We start from the raw sequence: 19,453 nt of genomic DNA, 5'->3' as shown, positions 1-19,453 counted from the left end.
GTGAGGCCCGGAAGGGGGCCTTTTGACGCCCTGACACCGGCCGGAAAAACCCTTGCAGCGAAAGTTCAGCCCCCCGGGCCCAAGAGCCGCGTGAGGCTCAAGTCCACCTGGCTCACGACCAGCGCGGCGATGCTGTCCACCGACGACGCGCCGACGCCCAGGCGCTCACAGAGCTGCCGCGTCGTGGTCTCCGCCACCTGTTCGCGGGCGCGGCTGAGCCAGCGCGAGACGGTGGACATGTGCACGCGGTAGAGCGCCGCGATGGCCTCCAGGGCCAGCGCCTCCACGTGGTACAGGCGCATCAGGGTGCGGTCCCGGTCGGACAGCTGCGCCAGCGCCGCGCGCACGGCCTCCGTGAAGGCCTCGCGGTACCGCGAGCGGAGGTGCTCCAGCTCCGGCCCCAGCTGCTCGCCGAACGCGGTCTCGACGGAGTCCTGGACGGCGGCGTCGGCCCGCGCCTCGGAGCGCTTGAGGTTGAGCGCGATGCGCAGCGCCGCCACCCGCACCCAGCCGCCCAGCGCGCCGCTGCCGGTGAACTCCGCGATCTTCGGCTCGGAGCCCGGCTCCGCGGTGAACAGCTTCTCGCGCAGCAGCTGCCGCACCTCCGCCACGAACGCGGGCGAGCGGTCCACACCGGACACGAAAGCGCCGACCTCGCGGAGGTAGTCGTCCTCGAAGAACTGGAGCGCGGCGCGCTGGCGCCGCAGGCACCCGAAGGTCAGGTACAGCTCCGAGAAGGCAGGGGAGTCCCCGGCGAGCGCCGCCAGCAGGGCCGGAGGGGACGTCAGCCGCTCCGCGACGAACGCGACGAACGTCCGGGGCTCCATCCCCAGGCCGGGCCAGCGCGAGCCGGCGCGCTCGATGGCCAGGGAGAGCAGGCCCTCCAGCCGCGCGGGCTCCGGAAGCGAAGCGGGCGCGCAGCCAGAGGCCGCGAGGAAGGCGGAGGCCAGTGGGTTGGGAGCAGGGGTCACGCCCGGGACGCTACCACCCCTCTTCAACGACCCAGGGGGCCCGCACGCAAGGGGCCCCCGGATGGAGCGCTACGCCGCGGACGTCGACGGCGGCGCGGCCGACTTCAGGCCGTAGCGGAAGCCCATGCCCAGGTGTCCGGGCGGGCTCTGCGTCAGGGGCTTGTTGACCTCTTCGGCCAGGGGGCCCACCTTCGCCGCCACCTGGGCCAGCTTCTGCCGGTCGAAGTTGTACACGTCGATGGCGTTGCCTCCGACCATCATCGACACGTCCAGCGACGGCATCCCGGAGAAGGTGAACTGCATCGACTTCTTCGAGTGCGGCCACGTGCCCTCCAGGTGCGGGAAGTCCGACCCCCAGAGGATGTTCTTCAACCCGATGGCGTGCCGCTGCTCCGCCTCCTCGCGGAACATGAACGTCCCCACGTAGCACTGGCGCGCCCAGTACTCGCTGGGCTTCATGCGCAGCGTCTGGCGCACCGCCGCGAACCACGGCATGTCGTAGAAGAAGTCCAGCTCCGCCAGCTTCTGCGGCGCCCAGTACGCGGACTGCTCGGTGAACACCACCTTGAGCTTCGGGTGCCGCTCGAACACGCCGCCCCACATCATGTACCAGAGGGGCGCGGAGCCGTAGAAGCTGAGCTCCGTCATCCGGATGAGGAACGCGTCCGGCGACGTGCCGTACGGCGGCTGGCCACCGCCCGCGTGCACGTTCACGGGCATGCCCAGGTCCTCGCACACCGACCAGAGCGGCTCGTAGATGGGGTCGTTGTAGCCGCGCATCTCCGTCAGCAGCAGCAGCGGCAGCAGCACGCCGCCCGTCAGCCCGGAGGCATGCGCGCGCTTGACCTCCTCCACCATCAAGCCCACGTCATGCGTCGGGAGGATGGCCACGCCCGCGTGACGTCCCGGGTTGGTGGCACAGAACTCCGACAGCCACCGGTTGTAGGCGCGCGCCCCCGCGGCCACCAGCTCCACCGGGTACAGCTGCGGCTGCTTGCCCGGCTCGCCGCCGCCCATCTGGCCAATGCCGCGCCGGCCATGTGCGTACCCCGCGCCGAAGGGCGGCTCGTTGTCCACGTTGCCGTCCGGGAAGATGACGTCACCCACCACGCCATCCTTCTCCAGCACCGCCAGCCGACGCGCCGGGTCCCACAGGCTCTCCGATGCGTCCGCGAAGGACACGGTCGCCGTGAACTCGGACGCGGCCTCCTCGGAGAGGCCAATCGTCTTCATGCTCTCCACGAAGGTGTCCGACGAAGCCTCCGCGGGCGCCCCGGCGGGGGCGGCGGGCTTGCCATCCGGAGTGCCCCGGCTCTCCTTCAGGTAGTCCTCGAACGCGCTCCAGTGCTTCTTCTCCAGGTAGTCCCGGAACGTGCGGGCCGGCGGTCCGGCGTGGCCGTCCGAGGTGACGACGACGTAACGGCCATTCGAAAGATGCGGCTCGGTCATGTGGTGTCCTGTGGGAACGGTGCTGCGGGGTGGGCGGAGTGCGCCGTGACAGCGCGTTTCAGGGCTTAAACAAGGAGAACAGCATAAGCGTTCCTGGGGAGGGATTGCAGTCGTGATCCTCCGCCCACACTCCCCGAGCGATCTGGGAAAGAACCACACCGTCCCGCAACTCAGGAATCAATGGGATGCCGGTGAAGTTCAGGTCACGGGATTAATCGGCGAGATCTGGTTTCCACCTGCGTTTCCATTTGTTATCTAGCCGCACCCGGATCGGGGATCCGGGGTGGGCCATTCAATGAGGGACGGCCGGGGGATGGCCGCGCGTGCTGCTCGTGAGCGGAGACGGAACCAGAGGCCCGATGCTGTCGGAAGGGGAGAAGCGGGAGCTGCTGATCCGCCTTCTGCAGGGCCGCCGTCCGGGGGCTCGCGCCCAGGCCATCGCCATCGTTGGGATGAGTGGCCGCTATCCCCAGGCGGAAAAGCTTGACGCACTGTGGGAGAACCTGAAGGCCGGCCGCAACTGCATCAGCGAAATCCCTCCCACGCGCTGGGATTGGCGGCGCTTCCACTCGGATGACCCGGAGGCGCCGGAGGCCATCTACAGCCGGTGGGGCGGGTTCATCGCGGACGCGGACGCGTTCGACGCGGCGTTCTTCAACCTCTCCCCGCGTGAAGCCGACGCGATGGATCCCCAGGAGCGGCAGTTCCTGGAGGTGGCGTGGGCCACCTTCGAGGACGCGGGCTACGACGTGAGCGCGCCGTCGCTGGACCGGGACGTGGGCGTGTTCGTGGGGGTGATGAACGGCGGCTACGGGTGGGTGGCGTCGGAGGCGTGGGGCGCCGGACAGCGGACCGCCGCGCGCAGCCCGTACTGGTCCGTGGCCAACCGCGTCTCGTACCACCTCAACCTGTCCGGTCCCAGCTTCGCGGTGGACTCCGCCTGCTCGTCGTCCTTCACGGCGCTGCACCTGGCGTGTGAGAGCCTGCGCCGTGGCGAGTGCCGGGCCGCGATAGCGGGAGGGGTGAACCTCATCCTCCACCCGATGCACTACCACGCCCTCAGCAGCATGAAGATGCTGTCCCGGGGGGACGCGTGCCGCGCCTTCGGGGAGGGCGCGGACGGCTTCGTGGACGGCGAGGGCGTGGGCGCCGTCCTGCTGAAGACGCTGGAGCAGGCGCTCGTCGACGGCGACCGGATCCACGCGGTCATCCTCGGCAGCGCGGTCAACGCCGGGGGCAAGACGAGCGGCTACACCGTCCCCAATCCGCACGCGCAGCAGCGGGTCATCTCCCGCGTGCTGGCGGAGACCGGCGTCCACGCGCGCACGCTGAGCTACGTGGAGGCCCACGGGACGGGCACGTCGTTGGGGGACCCCATCGAGGTGGCCGCGCTCCAGCGCGCGTTTCGCGAGCACACGCAGGAGCGGCGCTTCTGCGCGCTCGGGTCGCTGAAGGCGAACATCGGGCACCTGGAGTCCGCGGCGGGCATCGCGGCGTTGACCAAGGTCGTGCTGCAGCTGCGCGAGGGGATGCTCGTCCCGTCGCCGCACTCGGAGCGCCCCAACCCGAAGATCGACTTCGACGCGTCGCCCTTCTACGTGCAGCGCGAGCTGACGGAGTGGCGCAGGCCGGAGGTGGAGGAGGGCGGGCGCGTGCGGCAGGTGCCGCGCCGGGCGGGGATCAGCTCCTTCGGGGCGGGCGGGGCGAACGCGCACGTCCTGGTCGAGGAGTACGTGGCGCCGCCGCGGCCGGACGCGCCCGGGGCCGGGCCGGTCGTCCTGGTGCTCTCCGCGAAGAACCTGGAGCGGCTCCGGGTCCATGCGCGGCAGGTGGCGGCGTTCCTGGTGGGGAACGCGCGGGCGCGCGGCCGTGGGGCGCGTCATGCGGCGCTGGCGGACATCGCCTTCACGTCGCAGGTGGGACGGCAGGCCATGGAGGAGCGGCTCGCGGTCGTGGCCTCCACGGAGGAGGCGCTGGCGGACGCGCTCCAGGCCTTCGCGTCCGAGCAGCCTGCTTCGGGCCCTGTCTTCCACGGCCGCGTCCGGGGGCTCTCGGAGGCGGCCGCATCGCCTCCGGCGGAGACGGCCGACGCCGAAGCGCTGGCGCGTGCCTGGGTGGCGGGGGCGCGCGTGGATTGGCGGGCGGCCCTGCATGCGGGGCGTTCGCGGCAGCGCGTCTCGATGCCCACCTATCCGTTCGTGAGGAAGCGCCACTGGATTGGCGAGCACCGCGCGCCAACGGTCCAGCGCGCGGCGGAGCCCGTGGCTTCCGCACCCGCCGTCGTCCTGCCGCCCGCTGTTTCCAGCCGGCCCACGCCTTCCGCCGCGGAGGTCGCTCCGGCGTCCCCGCCGCCCCCCCGACATGAGGTCCCCATCGTGAACAGACCCAAGATCCAGCTGCGGCGGCCCGGGCAGACCTCGGCGAGGGAGACGCCGCGCGAGGAGGCCCCCGTGGCCCCGGTCGAGACCGTCCGCGCCGCCGCGCCCGAGGTCGTCGCGCCGCCGGCTGCTCCCGCCGTGAAGCCAGCGGAGGCCCGGGCCCGGTCGGAAGGTCTCAAGCAGACCGTGAAGGGGGCCCTGGCGCGCGTGCTCTTCTGCGAGCCCGGGGACATCGACGAGGAGAAGAACTTCCTCGAGCTGGGGCTGGATTCGATCCTCATGGTGGAGCTGACCAAGGGGTTGAGCCAGGACCTCCAGCTCAAGCTCAAGGTCAACAAGCTCTACGACCATCCGTCGGTCCTCCGGCTGGCCGAGTACCTGGCCGCGCAGGTCCCCGCCGCCGCGTCGGCAACGGCGCCCGCACCGCAGGCCGCCGAGCCGGTCACTCGCGCGCCCATCCCCGCGCCACGTGCTCCCGAGCCGGAGCCCCGCGCTTCCACCACCGCGCCGCGCGTGTCCAACCCGGTGGCTGACCGCCCGCGCGCACCTGACGCGCTGGAGGCTGAGCCTCCTCCGTTCCACGTGACCCTGAAGCGCAAGCCCACGGCGAGCGCTCCCGAGCCGACTCCGGCTCCCGCTCCGGCCCCCGCCGTGGCCGCGTCCACCGACGTCGCCATCATCGGCATGTCCGCGCGCTTCCCGGGCGCCCGGAACCTGGACGAATACTGGGCCCACCTCGCGGCGGGCGTGGACTCGGTGACGGAGATTCCCCCGGAGCGCTGGGACATCCAGCGCTACTACGATCCGGATCCGAAGAAGAAGGAGCGCTCCTACAGCAAGTGGGGCGGCTTCCTGTCGGACATCGACAAGTTCGACCCGCTCTTCTTCAGCATCTCCCCGGCCGAGGCCCGGCTGATGGACCCGCAGCAGCGCCTGTTCCTCCAGGAGTCCTGGAAGGCGCTGGAGGACGCGGGCTACTCGCCGGAGCAGCTCAGCAAGGCCCGCTGCGGCGTCTACGTCGGGGTGATGAACAACGACTACAACCGGCTGGTGGGCCTGGCGGACCCCGACCGGAGCCCCGCCCTCCAGCTCCTGGGCAATTCCAACTCCATCCTCGCCGCGCGCATCGCGTACCTCCTGAACCTCAAGGGGCCCGCGCTGGCGCTGGACACCGCCTGCTCGTCGTCGCTCGTGGCCACGCACCTGGCCGTGCGCAGCCTGCTCGCGGGCGACGTGGACCTGATGCTCGCGGGCGGCGTGACGCTCTACATCACCGAGGATCCGTACATCCAGATGAGCAAGGCCGGCATGCTCTCGCCCAACGGGCGCTGCCGCGCCTTCGACGACCGGGCGGACGGCTTCGTCCCCGGCGAGGGCGTGGGCGTCGTCGTCCTCAAGCGGCTCGCGGACGCGCTCCGTGACGGCGACCACGTGTACGGCGTCATCCGGGGCTCCGGGACCAACCAGGACGGCAAGACGAACGGCATCTCCGCGCCCAGCTCGGACGCGCAGACGGAGCTGGAGCTCCAGGTCTACCAGCGCGCCGGCATCAGCCCGGAGTCCGTGACGTACGTGGAGGCGCACGGCACGGGCACGAAGCTGGGCGACCCCATCGAGGTGGAGGCGCTCACGGAGGCCTTCTCGCGCTACACCGACCGCAAGCAGTTCTGCTTCCTCGGGTCGGTGAAGTCGAACCTGGGCCACACGTCCGCCGCCGCGGGCGTGGCCGGCCTCATCAAGGTCCTGCTGTCCTTCCAGCACCGGCAGCTGCCGCCCTCTCTCCACTTCGAGCGGCAGAACAGCAACATCGACTTCGCCGCGACGCCGTTCGTCGTGAACACCACGCTGCGCGACTGGACCGTGCCCGGCAACGGTCCCCGCCGCGCGGCCCTCAGCGGCTTCGCCTTCAGCGGCACCAACGCGCACGTCCTGCTGGAGGAGCCCCCCGCGCGGGCCTCCGTGCCCCGGGAGGCGAGGGGCACCGCGCGCCTCGTCGTCTTCTCCGGCAAGACGGAGGAGGCCCTGATGCGGCGGCTGGAGGACATGGCCACCTGGCTTCGCCGCCACGGTGAGTCGCACCGGCTGGGCGACATCGCCTACACGCTGCTCGTGGGGCGGGCCCACCACAAGGCGCGCACGGCGTTCGTGGTGCGCAGCCACCGCGAGCTGCTCGACGGCATCGAGGCGGCCCTGGCGGGACGCGAGGTGCCGTACCAGTTCACGTCCGACCCGCAGGAAGCGGGGCGGAAGGTGGATCCGCTCCTCAAGGAGCTGGGCCGCACGCTGATGGCGGAGCTGGCCTCGCCGGACGCGCAGGTCGGGGAAGGGGCCCAGGAGAAGCTCTCCTCGCTGGCGTCGCTCTACGTGAAGGCCGCGCCGTTGAACTGGGCGGCGCTGTTCCCGGGTCCCCACCTGCGCGTGCCGCTGCCCACGTACCCCTTCGCGCAGGAGCGTCACTGGGTCACGCCCGTCATGGGCGCGGCCCTCCCCGAAGCGCCCCGGACCGTGCAGGCACCGGCAGCGGCCGTCCGTCGCCGCACGGTGCTGGAGGCCTCGTCGCCGCTGGTGGCGGATCACCGCGTGAACGGCGCGGGCGTGCTGCCGGGCATGGCCTACCTCGAACTGGCCCGTGAGGCCTTCGCGGCCTCGCACGGCGAGGGGCCGGTGTCCCTCTCGCAGGTGCTCTGGCTCCAGCCCTGCGTCCTCGACGGTGGGCAGAAGGTGCTGTGGACCACGCTGGAGGAGAAGGGCGCCCACGCCCTCTTCGAGGTCCGCTCCGGCGAGGGCGACGACGCGGTCCTGCACTGCAAGGGACGCATCGAGGCGGCGGTCGAGCGCGCGGGCTCCGAACCGTTCGCGCTCCGTCCGTTCCAGGCCCGGAGCACGCACCACGTCGACGGCGAGGTGCTGCACCAGCGCTTCGCCCGGATGGGGATCCACTACGGCCCCACCTTCCGCGCCCTGCGCGAGGTGTGGAGCGACGCAAGCGAGGCCCTGGGCCGCCTGGAGGGCACCGCGCCGGAGGGCAGCCGCTGGAGCCTCCCGCCACAGCTGCTGGACGCGGCAGCGCAGGCCGTCGCCGCGCTCACGTCGTCTTCCGGCGCGCTGATGCTGCCCTTCTCGCTGGGAGGCGTGGACGTGCGTCGCCCGCTGCCGGCGTCGGGCAGGGCGTATGCGCGGGTGCGGATGCAGGACCCCGCGCGCTTCGACGTCGCGCTGCTGGATGAGCAGGGCGAGGTATGCGTCGAGCTGCGAGAGCTGGGCTTCCGCGAGCGCAAGGCGCGGCCGCAGAGCTTCTTCTACCTGCCCCGCTGGGCGGAGGCGCCGCTGCCGGCGCAGGACCGGGAACTGGGGCGCGCGGTCATCGTCGCGGGGGCGGACAGCCTGGGCCTGGAGGACGGCCTGGCTGCGGTCCATGCCCGCGCGGGCGTGCTGCGGGTCCGCCTGGGAGCGCGCACCCGGCGCGAGGCCGAGGGCCGCTGGGAGTGGTCCAGCGCGGACGAGGCCGGCGTCGAGGCGTGGTGGAACGAGGCAGGGCAGCCCCGGCGGCTCTACTTCCTCGCGGGCATCGACGCGCGAGCGGCCGCGCTGGAGGACGTGGAGGCGCTGGAGGCCAGCCAGGAGCGCGGCGTGCTGGCGCTGTTCCGGATGCTCAAGGGCCTGTCGCGGCTGGGCGTGCTCCAGCAGCGTCTGGAGCTGGTGGTCGTCACCGCGGACGCGTTCCCCGTCACCGGCACGGAGCAGGCGCGTCCGTCCGGCGCCAGCCTCCACGGCCTGTGCAAGTCACTGGCGAAGGAACACCCGCAACTGGCGGTGAGCTGCATCGACGTGGGGGCGCGCGACGCGCTCCATGCCCCGGGCGTCCTCGTCTCCCAGCTGGTCGCGGAGCCTGAGCACAAGGGCCGTCTGGACGTGGCCTTGCGCGAGGGACGCCGTCACGTCCGGCAGCTCGTTCCCGCAAGGCTCGAGGCGGCGGGGGACGGAGTCCTGCGCCAGGGCGGCGTCTACGTCATCGTCGGCGGCCTGGGCGGCATCGGGCTGGCGCTCGCGGAGGACCTGGCCGGGCGCTTCCAGGCGCGGCTGGTCCTCACCGGACGCGGCCCACTGACGGAAGGACAGCGCGAGCGCATCGCGGCGATGGAGGCGCGCGGGGCCCGCGTGCTGCACGTCCGCGCGGACGTCACGCGCCCCGCGAGCATGCGGGACGTGATGGCCCAGGCGAAGGCGCGCTTCGGGGCGGTCCATGGCGTGGTGCACTCCGCGCTGGTCCTCCGCGACGCGCCCATCGAGCGCATGGACGTCACGGCGTTCGTGGAGGCGATGGATGCCAAGGTCCGGGGCAGCGCGGTGCTGGCCCAGGTGCTGAAGGACGAGCCGCTCGACTTCCTGGTGTTCTTCTCGTCCATCCAGTCCTTCTCGGGGAACGCGGGGCAGGGCAACTACGCCGCGGCCTCGCTGTTCCAGGACACCTTCGCCGGGTGGCTGGGCCGCTCCGCGCGCTTCCCCGTGAGCGTCGTCAACTGGGGCTACTGGGGCTCCGTGGGCGCCGTCACGGATCCGAAGTACCAGCGCGCCATGGAGCTGCGTGGCGTGCACTCCATCGAGGTCGCCGAGGGTCTGGAGGCCCTGCGCCAGGTGCTCGCGAGCAGCGCGCCCCAGGTGGTCGCCTTCAAGGGCTCACTGGAGGCGCTGGCGAAGCTGGGCGTCTCCCAGGAGGAGCCCGTCGCGGTCGCGGGCCGCCGTCCGGCGCAGGGGCGCGAGGTCGCCCGGCCCCCGGAGCCGGTCCGCGCACCCGTGGAGGCCCGTCCGCCACCGCAGGCGGTGCCCGTGCGGACGGGGCCGTCGCTCGCGGAGGTGGAGCGCCGCATCGGCCAGCTCACCAGCGAGGCGCTCAGCGTCAGCTCGGACGTCATCAACCCGGAGGTGCCGTTCTCGGACTACGGCGTCGACTCCATCACCGGCGCCGGGATGATCGAACGGATCAGCGAGGCGTTCGACCTCGAACTGCCCATCACGGTCGTCTTCGACTACTCGAGCGTCCGCGCCCTGGCCCGCCACATCCTGTCCCTCCTCGACGCGGCGAAGCCCCAGGCCGCCGCGGTGGCGCCGCCCGCGCGGGAGCCTGAACCGGTCTTCGTCAACCCGGAGCCGCCGCCCGCGTACGCGCCCCGGCCGCAAGTGGAAGCTCCGAGGCCGGTCCTCGCGACGGTGCCCCCTCCCGCGCCCCAGGCACAGCCGGTGCGTGAGGCCCCCGCGTCCCGTCCGTCCTCGCGCTCCATCGCCGTCATCGGCATGTCCGGGCGCTTCCCCGGTGCGCCCGACCTGGACACCTTCTGGAAGCGGCTGGCCGCGGGCGACAACCTGGTCGGCGAGATTCCCAAGGACCGCTGGGACATCGACGCGTACTACGACCCGGATCCGCGCAACCTCGACGCGACGAACTGCCGCTACGGCGCGGTGCTCGACGACATCGACAAGTTCGACGCGGCCTTCTTCAACATCGCGGGGCGCGAGGCGGACCTGTCCGACCCGCAGCAGCGCGTGTTCCTGGAGGAGGCGTGGAAGGCGCTGGAGGACGCGGGCTACGCGGCGCGGTCCATGTCGGAGAAGCGCTGCGGCGTCTACGTCGGGGTCGACGTGGGCGACTACGGCCTGCGCATGGCCCAGGCCGGCATCAAGCGCGAGGCCCAGGCCATCTGGGGCAACGACACGTCCATCCTCGCGGCGCGCATCGCGTACTTCCTCAACCTGAAGGGCCCGAGCATGGCCATCAACACGGCCTGCTCCTCGTCGCTGGTGTCCATCCACCTGGCCTGCCAGAGCCTGCTCGCCGGTGAGACGGAGATGGCGCTCGCGGGCGGCGTCTACGTCTCCACGATGCCCAACTTCCACATCTACGCGAGCAACGCGCAGATGCTGTCGGTGGACGGCAAGTGCAAGTCGTTCGCCGCGGGTGCCAACGGCTTCGTGCCGGGCGAGGGCGTGGGCGTCGTCGTCCTCAAGCCGCTGGAGGCGGCGCTGCGCGACGGCGATCAGATCCACGGCGTCATCCGCGCCTCCGCCATCAACCAGGACGGCAAGACGAACGGCATCACCGCACCCAGCGCCGCGTCCCAGACGGAGCTGGAGGCGTCCGTCTACGAGGCGGCGGGCTGCGACCCGGCGACCATCACCTTCGTGGAGGCCCACGGCTCGGGCACGCGGCTGGGCGACCCCATCGAGGTCAAGGCGCTCACGGACGCGTTCCGGCGCTGGACGGACAAGCGCGGCTACTGCGCGCTCGGTTCGGTGAAGACGAACGTCGGGCACACCATCGCCGCGGCCGGCATCGCGGGCGTGCTGAAGGTGCTGCTGTCGCTGCGGCACGGGGCCATCCCCCCGTCGCTCCACTTCGACACGCCCAACGAGTTCATCGACTTCAAGAACAGCCCCTTCGTCGTCAACACGCGGCTGAAGCCCTGGGAGCCCGCGCCGTCGGCGCCCCGCAGGGCGGCCGTCAGCTCCTTCGGCTTCAGCGGCACCAACGCGCACCTGCTCATCGAAGCCCCGCCCGAGCAGCCCGCGCCCTCCGCCGCGCACGGCCCGCAGCTCCTCCCGCTGTCGGCCCGGACGCCGGAGGCCCTGAAGGCCGCCGCCACGCGGCTCGCGGACCTGCTGCGCCGTCAGCAGCCCTCCCGTCCCAGCGCGGCAAGGGGAGACAGCTCACGCATCCGCGAGGCGCTGCTGGAGGCCGCCGCGAGCATCCTGGACGTCCCGGCCTCGGCCCTGGATCCGGAGCGCCCCTTCGAGGAGGCCGGCTTCGACGTGGTCCAGCTCGCGGCGTTCGCGGATGAGATTGGCCGCCGGCTGGACGTCGAGGTGCGCCCGCGTCTCTTCATCGAGTGCCCGACCCTGGCGTCGCTGGAGCGGCACCTGGCGGAGCGTCAGCGCGGCGCCAGCGTGGAGGTCCTCCCGGAGGGCACGCCCGTCTCGCTCTCCGACGTGGCGTACACCCTCCAGGTGGGCCGCGAAGCAATGCCGGAGCGGCTGGCGGTGGTGGCCCGGGACGTGACCGAGGCCATCGACGCGCTGACCCGCTTCGCCCAGGGGCAGACGGCCCCGGGCCTCTTCACCGGCAAGGTGGACGCGGCCCTGCCGCTCGCGGGCCTACTCTCCGAGGGCCGCGCAGGCACGGCCTTCCTCCAGGTCGCGATGGAGGAGCGGCAGCTCTCCACGCTGGCGCAGCTCTGGAGCATGGGCGTGGAGCTGCCCTGGCGCACGCTCCACGGCGCGGAGCGGCCCCGGAAGGTGTCGCTGCCCACGTACCCGTTCGCGCGGGTGCGCCACTGGTTCCCGGAGTCGCGTCCCGTCACGCAGGAGGCCGTGTCGCTGCTCACGCCGCGCGTGGAGCAGGCGCTGCGCGACAGCACGGTGCGCGAGCTGCCTCCGCCCGCGAGCCGCGAGGACTATGAGCGCTTCAACTCGCTCATGCTGCTGGGCTTCTTCCAGCGCATGGGCGTCCTCCTCCGCTCGGGCGAGCGGTACACGGTGGACGGCCTGCGCACGAAGCTCCGTGTCGCGCCGGGCTACACGCGCCTGTTCTCCGCGCTGCTGAACATCCTGGCCCGGGCCGGCTACGTCCAGCTGGCCGGAGCGGACGTCACCACGCTGCCCGCGCTGGACGCGGCCGCGCCGCACCTGGAGCGGCAGAGCCTCCAGGCTCGCGGTGAGCGCCTGGTCGCGCAGGCGCCGATGACCGCTCCGCACGTCGCCATCATGTGGGCGTGCTCGGAACGCTACGGCGAGGTGCTGCGCGGGGAGATTCCCGCCACGGACCTGCTGTTCCCCCAGTCGTCGATGCGGCTGATGGGCCCCATGTACAAGGGCAACCCCGTCGCGGACTACTTCAACGCGCTGGTCGCAGACAGCCTGCGCCAGTACGTCGCCGAGCGGCTCGCGCAGCTTCCCGACGGTGGGAAGATCCGCATCCTGGAGGTGGGCGCCGGCACGGGCGGCACCACCGACCTGGCCCTGAAGGCGCTGAGCCAGTACGCGGACCGCATCGTCTACACGTACACGGACGTGTCGCGCTCGTTCGTCCAGTACGGCCGCGAGAACTTCCGCTACGGGTTCATGGAGTACTCGGTGCTGGACATCGAGAAGGACGTGGTGCCGCAGGGCTACGCGGCGGGCGCCTACGACGTGGTGCTCGCCGCCAACGTCCTGCACGCGACCGAGGAGCTGCGCCAGACGCTGCGCAACGTGAAGACGCTGCTGCGCCCCGGTGGCTGGCTGCTCCTCAACGAGGTCACCACCGTGCACGACTTCTCCACGGTGGCCTTCGGCCTGCTGCCCGGCTGGTGGCGCTTCAAGGACGACCTGCGGCTCCAGGACGCGCCGCTGCTCAGCAGCGACCAGTGGCGCTCCGTGCTGGGCGCCGAGGGCTTCCCGAAGGTCGTCGTGCTGGGCCACCCGGATCAGCACCGCTCCGACCTGGGGCAGAACATCATCATCGGCGAGCGCGACCGCCGGAGCCTCGCCACCGCCGCGAGGACCCTGTCCGCGCCCGCCACCGTGTCGCCGAGCGTGGTGACGAACGGCCATGCCAGCGTGGGGCAGGGGACTCCGGTCTCCACGCCGAGGGGCGCACGGCCGGACCTGGAGTCGGTGATCGCCTCGTGCGTGGAGGCCGTCGTCGCGAACGGCGCCGTCCAGCTGGATCCGTCCAAGCCGTTCCAGGACTTCGGCGTGGACTCCATCTTCGCCGTCAGCATCATCGAGCGCATCAACGCGGCGCTCGGCATCGCGCTGCGCTCCACGGACCTCTTCAACTACGCGAGCGTCTCGAAGCTGGCCGAGCACATCCGCGCCACCTTCCCGGCCGCCGATCCGGGAGCACGGCCCGCGCCAGCGCCGGAGCCTGTCTCCGCGGGGACCCCCATCGTCGTGCAGGCGAAGCCTGAACCGGCACCGGCCGGTGACGACGGGCTCCTGGGCCTGCTGGACCGCATCGAGGCAGGGGAGCTGAACCTCGACGCGGTGGAGCGCTTCGTCGGGGGCGCGTCATGAGCCGCCAGGAGCCCATCGCGGTGGTGGGCCTCTCCGCCCGCTACCCCGGCGCGCGGGACGTGCGCGAGCTGTGGCGCAACCTCGTCGAGGGCCGGGACTCCATCCAGGAGGTGCCGCGCGAGCGGTGGGACCACGCCCGCTGGTACGCCCCGGATCCGGACGCGCACAACAAGAGCGTCAGCCGGTGGGGCGGCTTCATCGACGACGTGGATCGGTTCGATCCGCTCTTCTTCAACATCTCCCCGCTCGAAGCGGAGTGGATGGATCCCCAACACCGCCTCTTCCTGGAGGAGGCGTGGAAGGCGCTGGAGGACGCAGGCTGCGCGGCGGGCACGCTCGAGGGCCGGCGTTGCAGCGTCTTCGTGGGCTGCAAGGAGGGCGAGTACGTCCAGAAGCTCCAGGGACAGGAGCTCAACGCGTTCACGCTGAGCGGCAACAGCGCGGCCATCCTCCCGGCCCGGCTGTCGTACCTGCTGAACCTCCGGGGCGCGAGCGTCCCGGTGGACACCGCGTGCTCGTCCTCGCTGGTCGCCGTCCATCTGGCGTGCGAGAGCATCCGGAGCGGCTCGTGCGACATGGCCATCGCGGGCGGCATCGCGCTGATGCTGACGGCGCGCACCCACGTGGTGCTCGGCAAGGCGGGCATCCTGTCGCCCCAGGGCCGGTGCCGGACCTTCGACGACGCGGCGGACGGCATCGTGACGGGGGAGGGCGTGGGCGTCGTCGTGCTCAAGCGCCTGGATCAGGCACTGGCGGACGGGGACCGGATCCACGGCATCATCCGGGGCTCGGGCATCAACCAGGACGGCAGGACCAACGGCATCACCGCGCCCAGCGCGCCCTCGCAGCGCGCCCTGGAGCTGGAGGTCTACGAGCGCTCCGGCGTGCACCCGGACACCATCGGCTACGTGGAGGCGCACGGCACCGGCACGAAGCTGGGCGACCCCATCGAGCTCCAGGCGCTCACGGAGTCCTTCCGCCAGCACACCGGCCGGAAGCAGTTCTGCGCCATCGGCTCCATCAAGACGAACATCGGGCACACGATGGAGGCGTCGGGCGTGGCGGGCCTCATCAAGGTCCTGCTGTGCCTCCAGCACCGCACGCTGGTGCCATCGCTGCACTACACGCGCTCGAACCGGCACCTGGACTTCCCCAGCACGCCCTTCTTCGTCAACACGGAGACGCGTGAGTGGCGCACCGACGGCCAGCCGCGCCGGGCCGCGCTCAGCTCGTTCGGCTTCAGCGGCACCAACGCGCACCTCGTGGTGGAGGAGGCCCCGGAGCTTCCCGCGCGTCCGGCGCCCACGGCGCAGCGGCTCCACGTCCTCCCCGTGTCCGCGCACTCGGAGCAGGCGCTGCGGCAGCGGATGGCGGACCTGCGGACGTGGCTGGACACGGAAGGAGCCCAGGCAAGGCTGGACGACCTCGCGCTGACGCTCCAGGTGGGCCGCACCCACTTCGCCCTGCGCGCCGCCTTCCTGGCGCGGAGCACGGGCCACCTGAAGGACCTGCTCGACGCGGCGCTGCGCGGCGAAAGGCCGGAGGGGCTGTGGGTGTCCACTGCGGGAGCGCAGCCCGCCGCGCGCAAGGACGCCGGACTGCTCACGCTGGGCAACACCCTGCTGGCCGGTTCGCGCGCGCCCATGGCGGAGGCCGAAGCCTGGCGCCGCATGAGCGTGGTGGCCGGTCTGTACGTGAAGGGCTACGCGCTGGACTGGCGCGGGGCGCATGGCGCGGAGACCCGGCGGATCCCGCTGCCGACGTATCCCTTCGCCCGTGAGCGCTACTGGTCGGAAGGCGGACCGTGGAGCGACGCCGCATCGCCGGAAGGTTCGCTGGCGCAAGCACCCGTCGCGCCGCGCCTCTCCGCCGCAACGCTGGAAGGCTCCCCAGTACCCGCCTCGGCGCGCTTTTCCGCCGCAGCACCGGAAGGTTCACCCGCGCTGCGGTCCTCCGCTACGGCGTTGGACGCTTCGCCCGCGTCCGCTACGGCCCAGTCTCTCGCCGCCGTGCCGACGGAGGGCGTGCTGCCTGTCCTTCGCGGGATGATCGCTTCGCTGCTGAAGCTGCCGGAAGCCACGCTCCATCCCGACGAGGAGCTGATGGTCTATGGCTTCAACTCGCTGATTGGTGCCCGGCTGCTCCGCCGCCTGGAAGAAACCCACGGCGTCGAGCTCACCAACGCGGCGCTCCTCGAAGCCGGCACGCTCCGGCGGCTGGCGGAGCTCGTCGCTCGGGAGATGGGCGCGGGGATGGTGGCCACGGTGGTCCCCACACCGCCACCGGCTCCAGTCTCACTGCCCACGCCCGTGCGTGAGCGGACCGTCGCCGTGGAGGTGAAGCCCGGCCCCTCCCGTCATCCGATGTCCGCGGGACAGCTGGGCCTGTGGATGATCCAGCAGCTCTCCCCGGAGAGCAGTGCCTACAACGTGCCGTGCGCCTTCCGCATCCGGGGCACGCTGGACGTCGCCGCGCTGAAGGCCTCGCTCCAGCGGCTCTGGGCCCGGCATCCCAGCCTCCGCGCCCGCGTCGTGGTGGAGGACGCCCAGCCCCTGCTGGCGATGGCTCCCGCGTCGTCGGAGGTGCCGTTCGAAATCCACGCGCTGCCCGCTGCGTCGCCGGAAGACGAACAGGCCTTCCTGGCGCGACTGGGCTTCAAGCCGTTCGACCTCTCGCGGGATGTGCTCGCGCGGGTGCACCTGGTGCAGCGGCCGGGCCGCGAACCGCTGCTGGTGCTCGCGGCGCACCACCTGGTCATGGACGGAAGCTCGCTCCAGCTCCTCGTGAGGGACCTGGAGGCGCTCTACCGCGCGGAGCGGACGCACGGGGACGCGGCGCTCGTGCCGCTGTCCGCCACCTACGCGGACTTCGTCGCGTGGCAGGAGCGGATGCTCGCGTCCGAGGAGGGCCTGCGCCACCGCGAGTTCTGGCGAAGCCGCCTGCTGCCGCCGCCCCCCGCGCTCCAACTGCCCACGGACCGGCCGCGTCCGGCGAAGCGGCGGCTGGAAGGCCGGGTCCACGCGACGACGCTCCCGCTGGAGCTGGCCCTGGACACACGCCGTCTGGGCGCCACGCAGCGCATCTATCCCTTCAGCCTGTTCCTCGCCGCCTTCAAGGCGCTGCTGCACCGCTACACGCAGCAGGAGGATCTGGCTGTCGGCGTGCCCGTGGCCGGCAGGCCCCGGACCGAGTTCGAGGACGTCGTCGGCTACTTCGTCAACGTGGTCTGCGTGCGCAGCCGCGTGGCGTCGGACCTGCCGTTCCTCGACTACGCGCGCGCGCTCCAGTCCACCCACCTGGAGGCGCAGGAGCACGCGGACTTCCCCTTCACGGAGATGGTGCGCGAGGCGGGAGGCGCACGGGACCGCGGCCTCATGCCGCTCATCCAGGCCCAGTTCGTCTACCAGAACTGGCTCGCCCAGGACGGCCTGGGCACGGGCGCGTCGGACGGCCTCGCGCTGGACGCCATCCTGGACCTCCAGCAGCAGGGCGAGTTCGACCTCTCGCTGGAGCTGGTGGAGACCGAAGGCCGCGTGCACGCCTTCTTCAAGTACGCCCCCGACCTCTTCGACGCCGCGACCGTCGAGCGCATGGCCACGCACTACGAGGCCCTGCTGCGCTCGGCGCTGCGCGACCCGCGCCAGCCCATCGGAGCGCTGGAGCTGCTGGGGCCCGTGGAGCGCTACCAACTGGAGACGGAGTGGCGGCGCACCGCGCGGCCGTTCCCCCGCGAGAAGTGCGTCCACGAGCTCTTCGAGGAGCGCGTGGCGCACGGTCCGGAAGACGTGGCCGTCACCTTCGAGGGCCGCCTGCTCACCTACGGAGAGCTGAACACCCGCGCCAACCGGCTCGCGGCGACGCTGCGGCAGGCAGGCGTGGGTCCGGACTCCATCGTGGGCATCGTCGCGGAGCGCTCGCTGGAGCTGATGGTCGGGCTGTACGGCGTCCTCAAGGCCGGTGGTGCGTACCTGCCGGTGGATCCGCGCTACCCGGCGGACCGCATCCGCTACATGCTCGACGACAGCCGCACGGACGTGGTGCTCGTCAGCGACGCGCGCTTCACGCCGGAGGGCTTCACCGGGCGCGTGTTCGACCTGCGCGACGCGGCGACGTTCAGCGGTGACGGCGCGAACCTTGCGCCACGGGCCCGGCCGGACTCGCTCGCCTACGTCATCTACACGTCGGGCTCCACCGGCCGTCCGAAGGGCGCCATGCTGGAGCATCGCGGCCTCATCAACCGGCTGAAGTGGATGCAGAACCGCTATCCCCTGAGCCGGGGCGACGTCATCCTCCAGAAGACGCCGTACACCTTCGACGTCTCCGTCTGGGAGCTGTTCTGGTGGTCGCTGGAGGGCGCCAGCGTGGCGCTCCTGGCCCCGGGCGCGGAGCGGGACCCACGGCAGGTCGCGGACGCCATCGCGCGCGAGCAGGTGACGGTGCTGCACTTCGTGCCGTCCATGCTCGGCGTCTTCCTGGAGTACGCGCGGACGCTCGATGACGTGTCGTCGCTGTCCAGCCTGCGCCAGGTGTTCGCCAGCGGCGAGGCGCTGACAGTGTCCCAGGTGGAGCGCTTCAACACGCTCCTGCACCGCCAGAACGGCACCCGGCTGGCGAACCTCTACGGGCCCACCGAGGCCAGCATCGACGTCTCCTACTTCGACTGCTCCGAGCAGCAGACCCATGAGCGCATCCCCATCGGCCGGCCCATCGACAACATCCAGCTCTTCGTGCTGGACCGGGGCGGGCGCATGCAGCCCATCGGCGTGCCGGGGGAGCTGTGCATCGCGGGCGTGGGCCTCGCGCGCGGCTACCTCCACAACCCGACGCTGACGGCGGAGCGTTTCGTCGCCCATCCGTTCGCGCCGGGCGAGCGGCTCTACCGCACGGGCGACCTGGCGCGCTGGCTGCCCGACGGCAACCTGGAGTACCTGGGGCGCCTGGATCGGCAGGTGAAGGTGCGCGGGCTGCGCATCGAGCTGGGCGAAATCGAAGCCGCGCTCTGCGCGCTGCCCGGCATCCAGCAGTCCTTCGTCGTGGCCATGCCCGCTCCGGAGGGCGCAGGGCACGACCGCGTGGTGGCGTACTGGGCGGGTGATGCGGCCCAGCCGTACACGCCGGAAGCGCTCCGGAAGCTGCTGGGCCAGCGGCTGCCGGAGTACATGGTGCCGTCCGCCTTCCTGCGGCTCCCGGCGCTGCCCCAGACGGCGCACGGCAAGGTGGACACCCGCGCGCTGCCTCCGGTGGAGCAGGGGACCGCCTCGGACGAGGCCTCGCGCGGCGAGGACGCACGTCCGGGCCTGGAGGGCACCATCGCCGGCATCGTGCGGCAGTTGCTGGGCGGACGCGCGGTGGGGCGGAAGCAGAACTTCTTCGACCTCGGGTGCCACTCGCTCCAGCTCGCGCAAGCCGCCATCCGCCTGGGCGCGGCGCTGGGCCGGGACGTGCCGGTGGTGGCCCTGTTCGAACACCCCACGGTGGAGGCCCTGGCCCGTCACCTCTCTCCCGGGGCGCAGGAGCGCGGGCTGGCGGAGAGCGCACGGCGCGGACAACGGCAGCGGCGGATGCTCGCCGCGCTCGCGGCGCGCCCCGAGGACCCACGGGCCTGAG

Annotated in this window: 4 protein-coding genes; 2 read left to right on the top strand and 2 right to left on the bottom strand. The window is 72.1% G+C overall.

Annotated elements, in window-relative coordinates:
- Positions 1-65 precede the first annotated feature (65 nt).
- Both AABA78_RS36600 and AABA78_RS36595 read right to left on the bottom strand, forming a co-directional pair.
- The gene (locus tag AABA78_RS36600; protein WP_338270118.1) at positions 66-971 is read right to left on the bottom strand and encodes a sigma-70 family RNA polymerase sigma factor; all 906 of its coding nucleotides are present in this window, start codon (positions 969-971) and stop codon (positions 66-68) included.
- Positions 972-1,040: 69 nt separating this feature from the next.
- Complete coding sequence (locus tag AABA78_RS36595) at positions 1,041-2,420, bottom strand: amidohydrolase family protein (RefSeq protein ID WP_171420287.1); 1,380 nt, start codon at positions 2,418-2,420, stop codon at positions 1,041-1,043.
- Positions 2,421-2,779: 359 nt separating this feature from the next.
- Between AABA78_RS36595 and AABA78_RS36590 the strand changes: the two genes are divergently transcribed.
- Entirely contained in the window at positions 2,780-13,846 is an 11,067-nt protein-coding gene (locus AABA78_RS36590) for an SDR family NAD(P)-dependent oxidoreductase (protein WP_338270116.1), read from the top strand.
- Positions 13,843-19,452, top strand: a complete 5,610-nt coding sequence (locus AABA78_RS36585) for a non-ribosomal peptide synthetase (protein WP_338270114.1) — start codon at positions 13,843-13,845, stop codon at positions 19,450-19,452. Before AABA78_RS36590 ends, AABA78_RS36585 begins: the two co-directional genes overlap by 4 nt.
- Position 19,453: the final 1 nt, after the last annotated feature.

This window comes from Corallococcus caeni (assembly GCF_036245865.1).
Classification (GTDB): Bacteria; Myxococcota; Myxococcia; order Myxococcales; family Myxococcaceae; genus Corallococcus; species Corallococcus caeni.
The sequence above is the reverse complement of the archived record's forward strand: the minus strand, read 5'-3'. Positions and strand labels throughout refer to the sequence as shown.

Bases quoted from the DNA above. Each gene is read 5' to 3' on its own strand.
- AABA78_RS36590 (WP_338270116.1), top strand. From the start codon at position 2,780: ATGCTGTCGGAAGGGGAGAAGCGGGAGCTGCTGATCCGCCTTCTGCAG.
- AABA78_RS36585 (WP_338270114.1), top strand. From the start codon at position 13,843: ATGAGCCGCCAGGAGCCCATCGCGGTGGTGGGCCTCTCCGCCCGCTAC.
- AABA78_RS36595 (WP_171420287.1), bottom strand. From the start codon at position 2,420: ATGACCGAGCCGCATCTTTCGAATGGCCGTTACGTCGTCGTCACCTCG.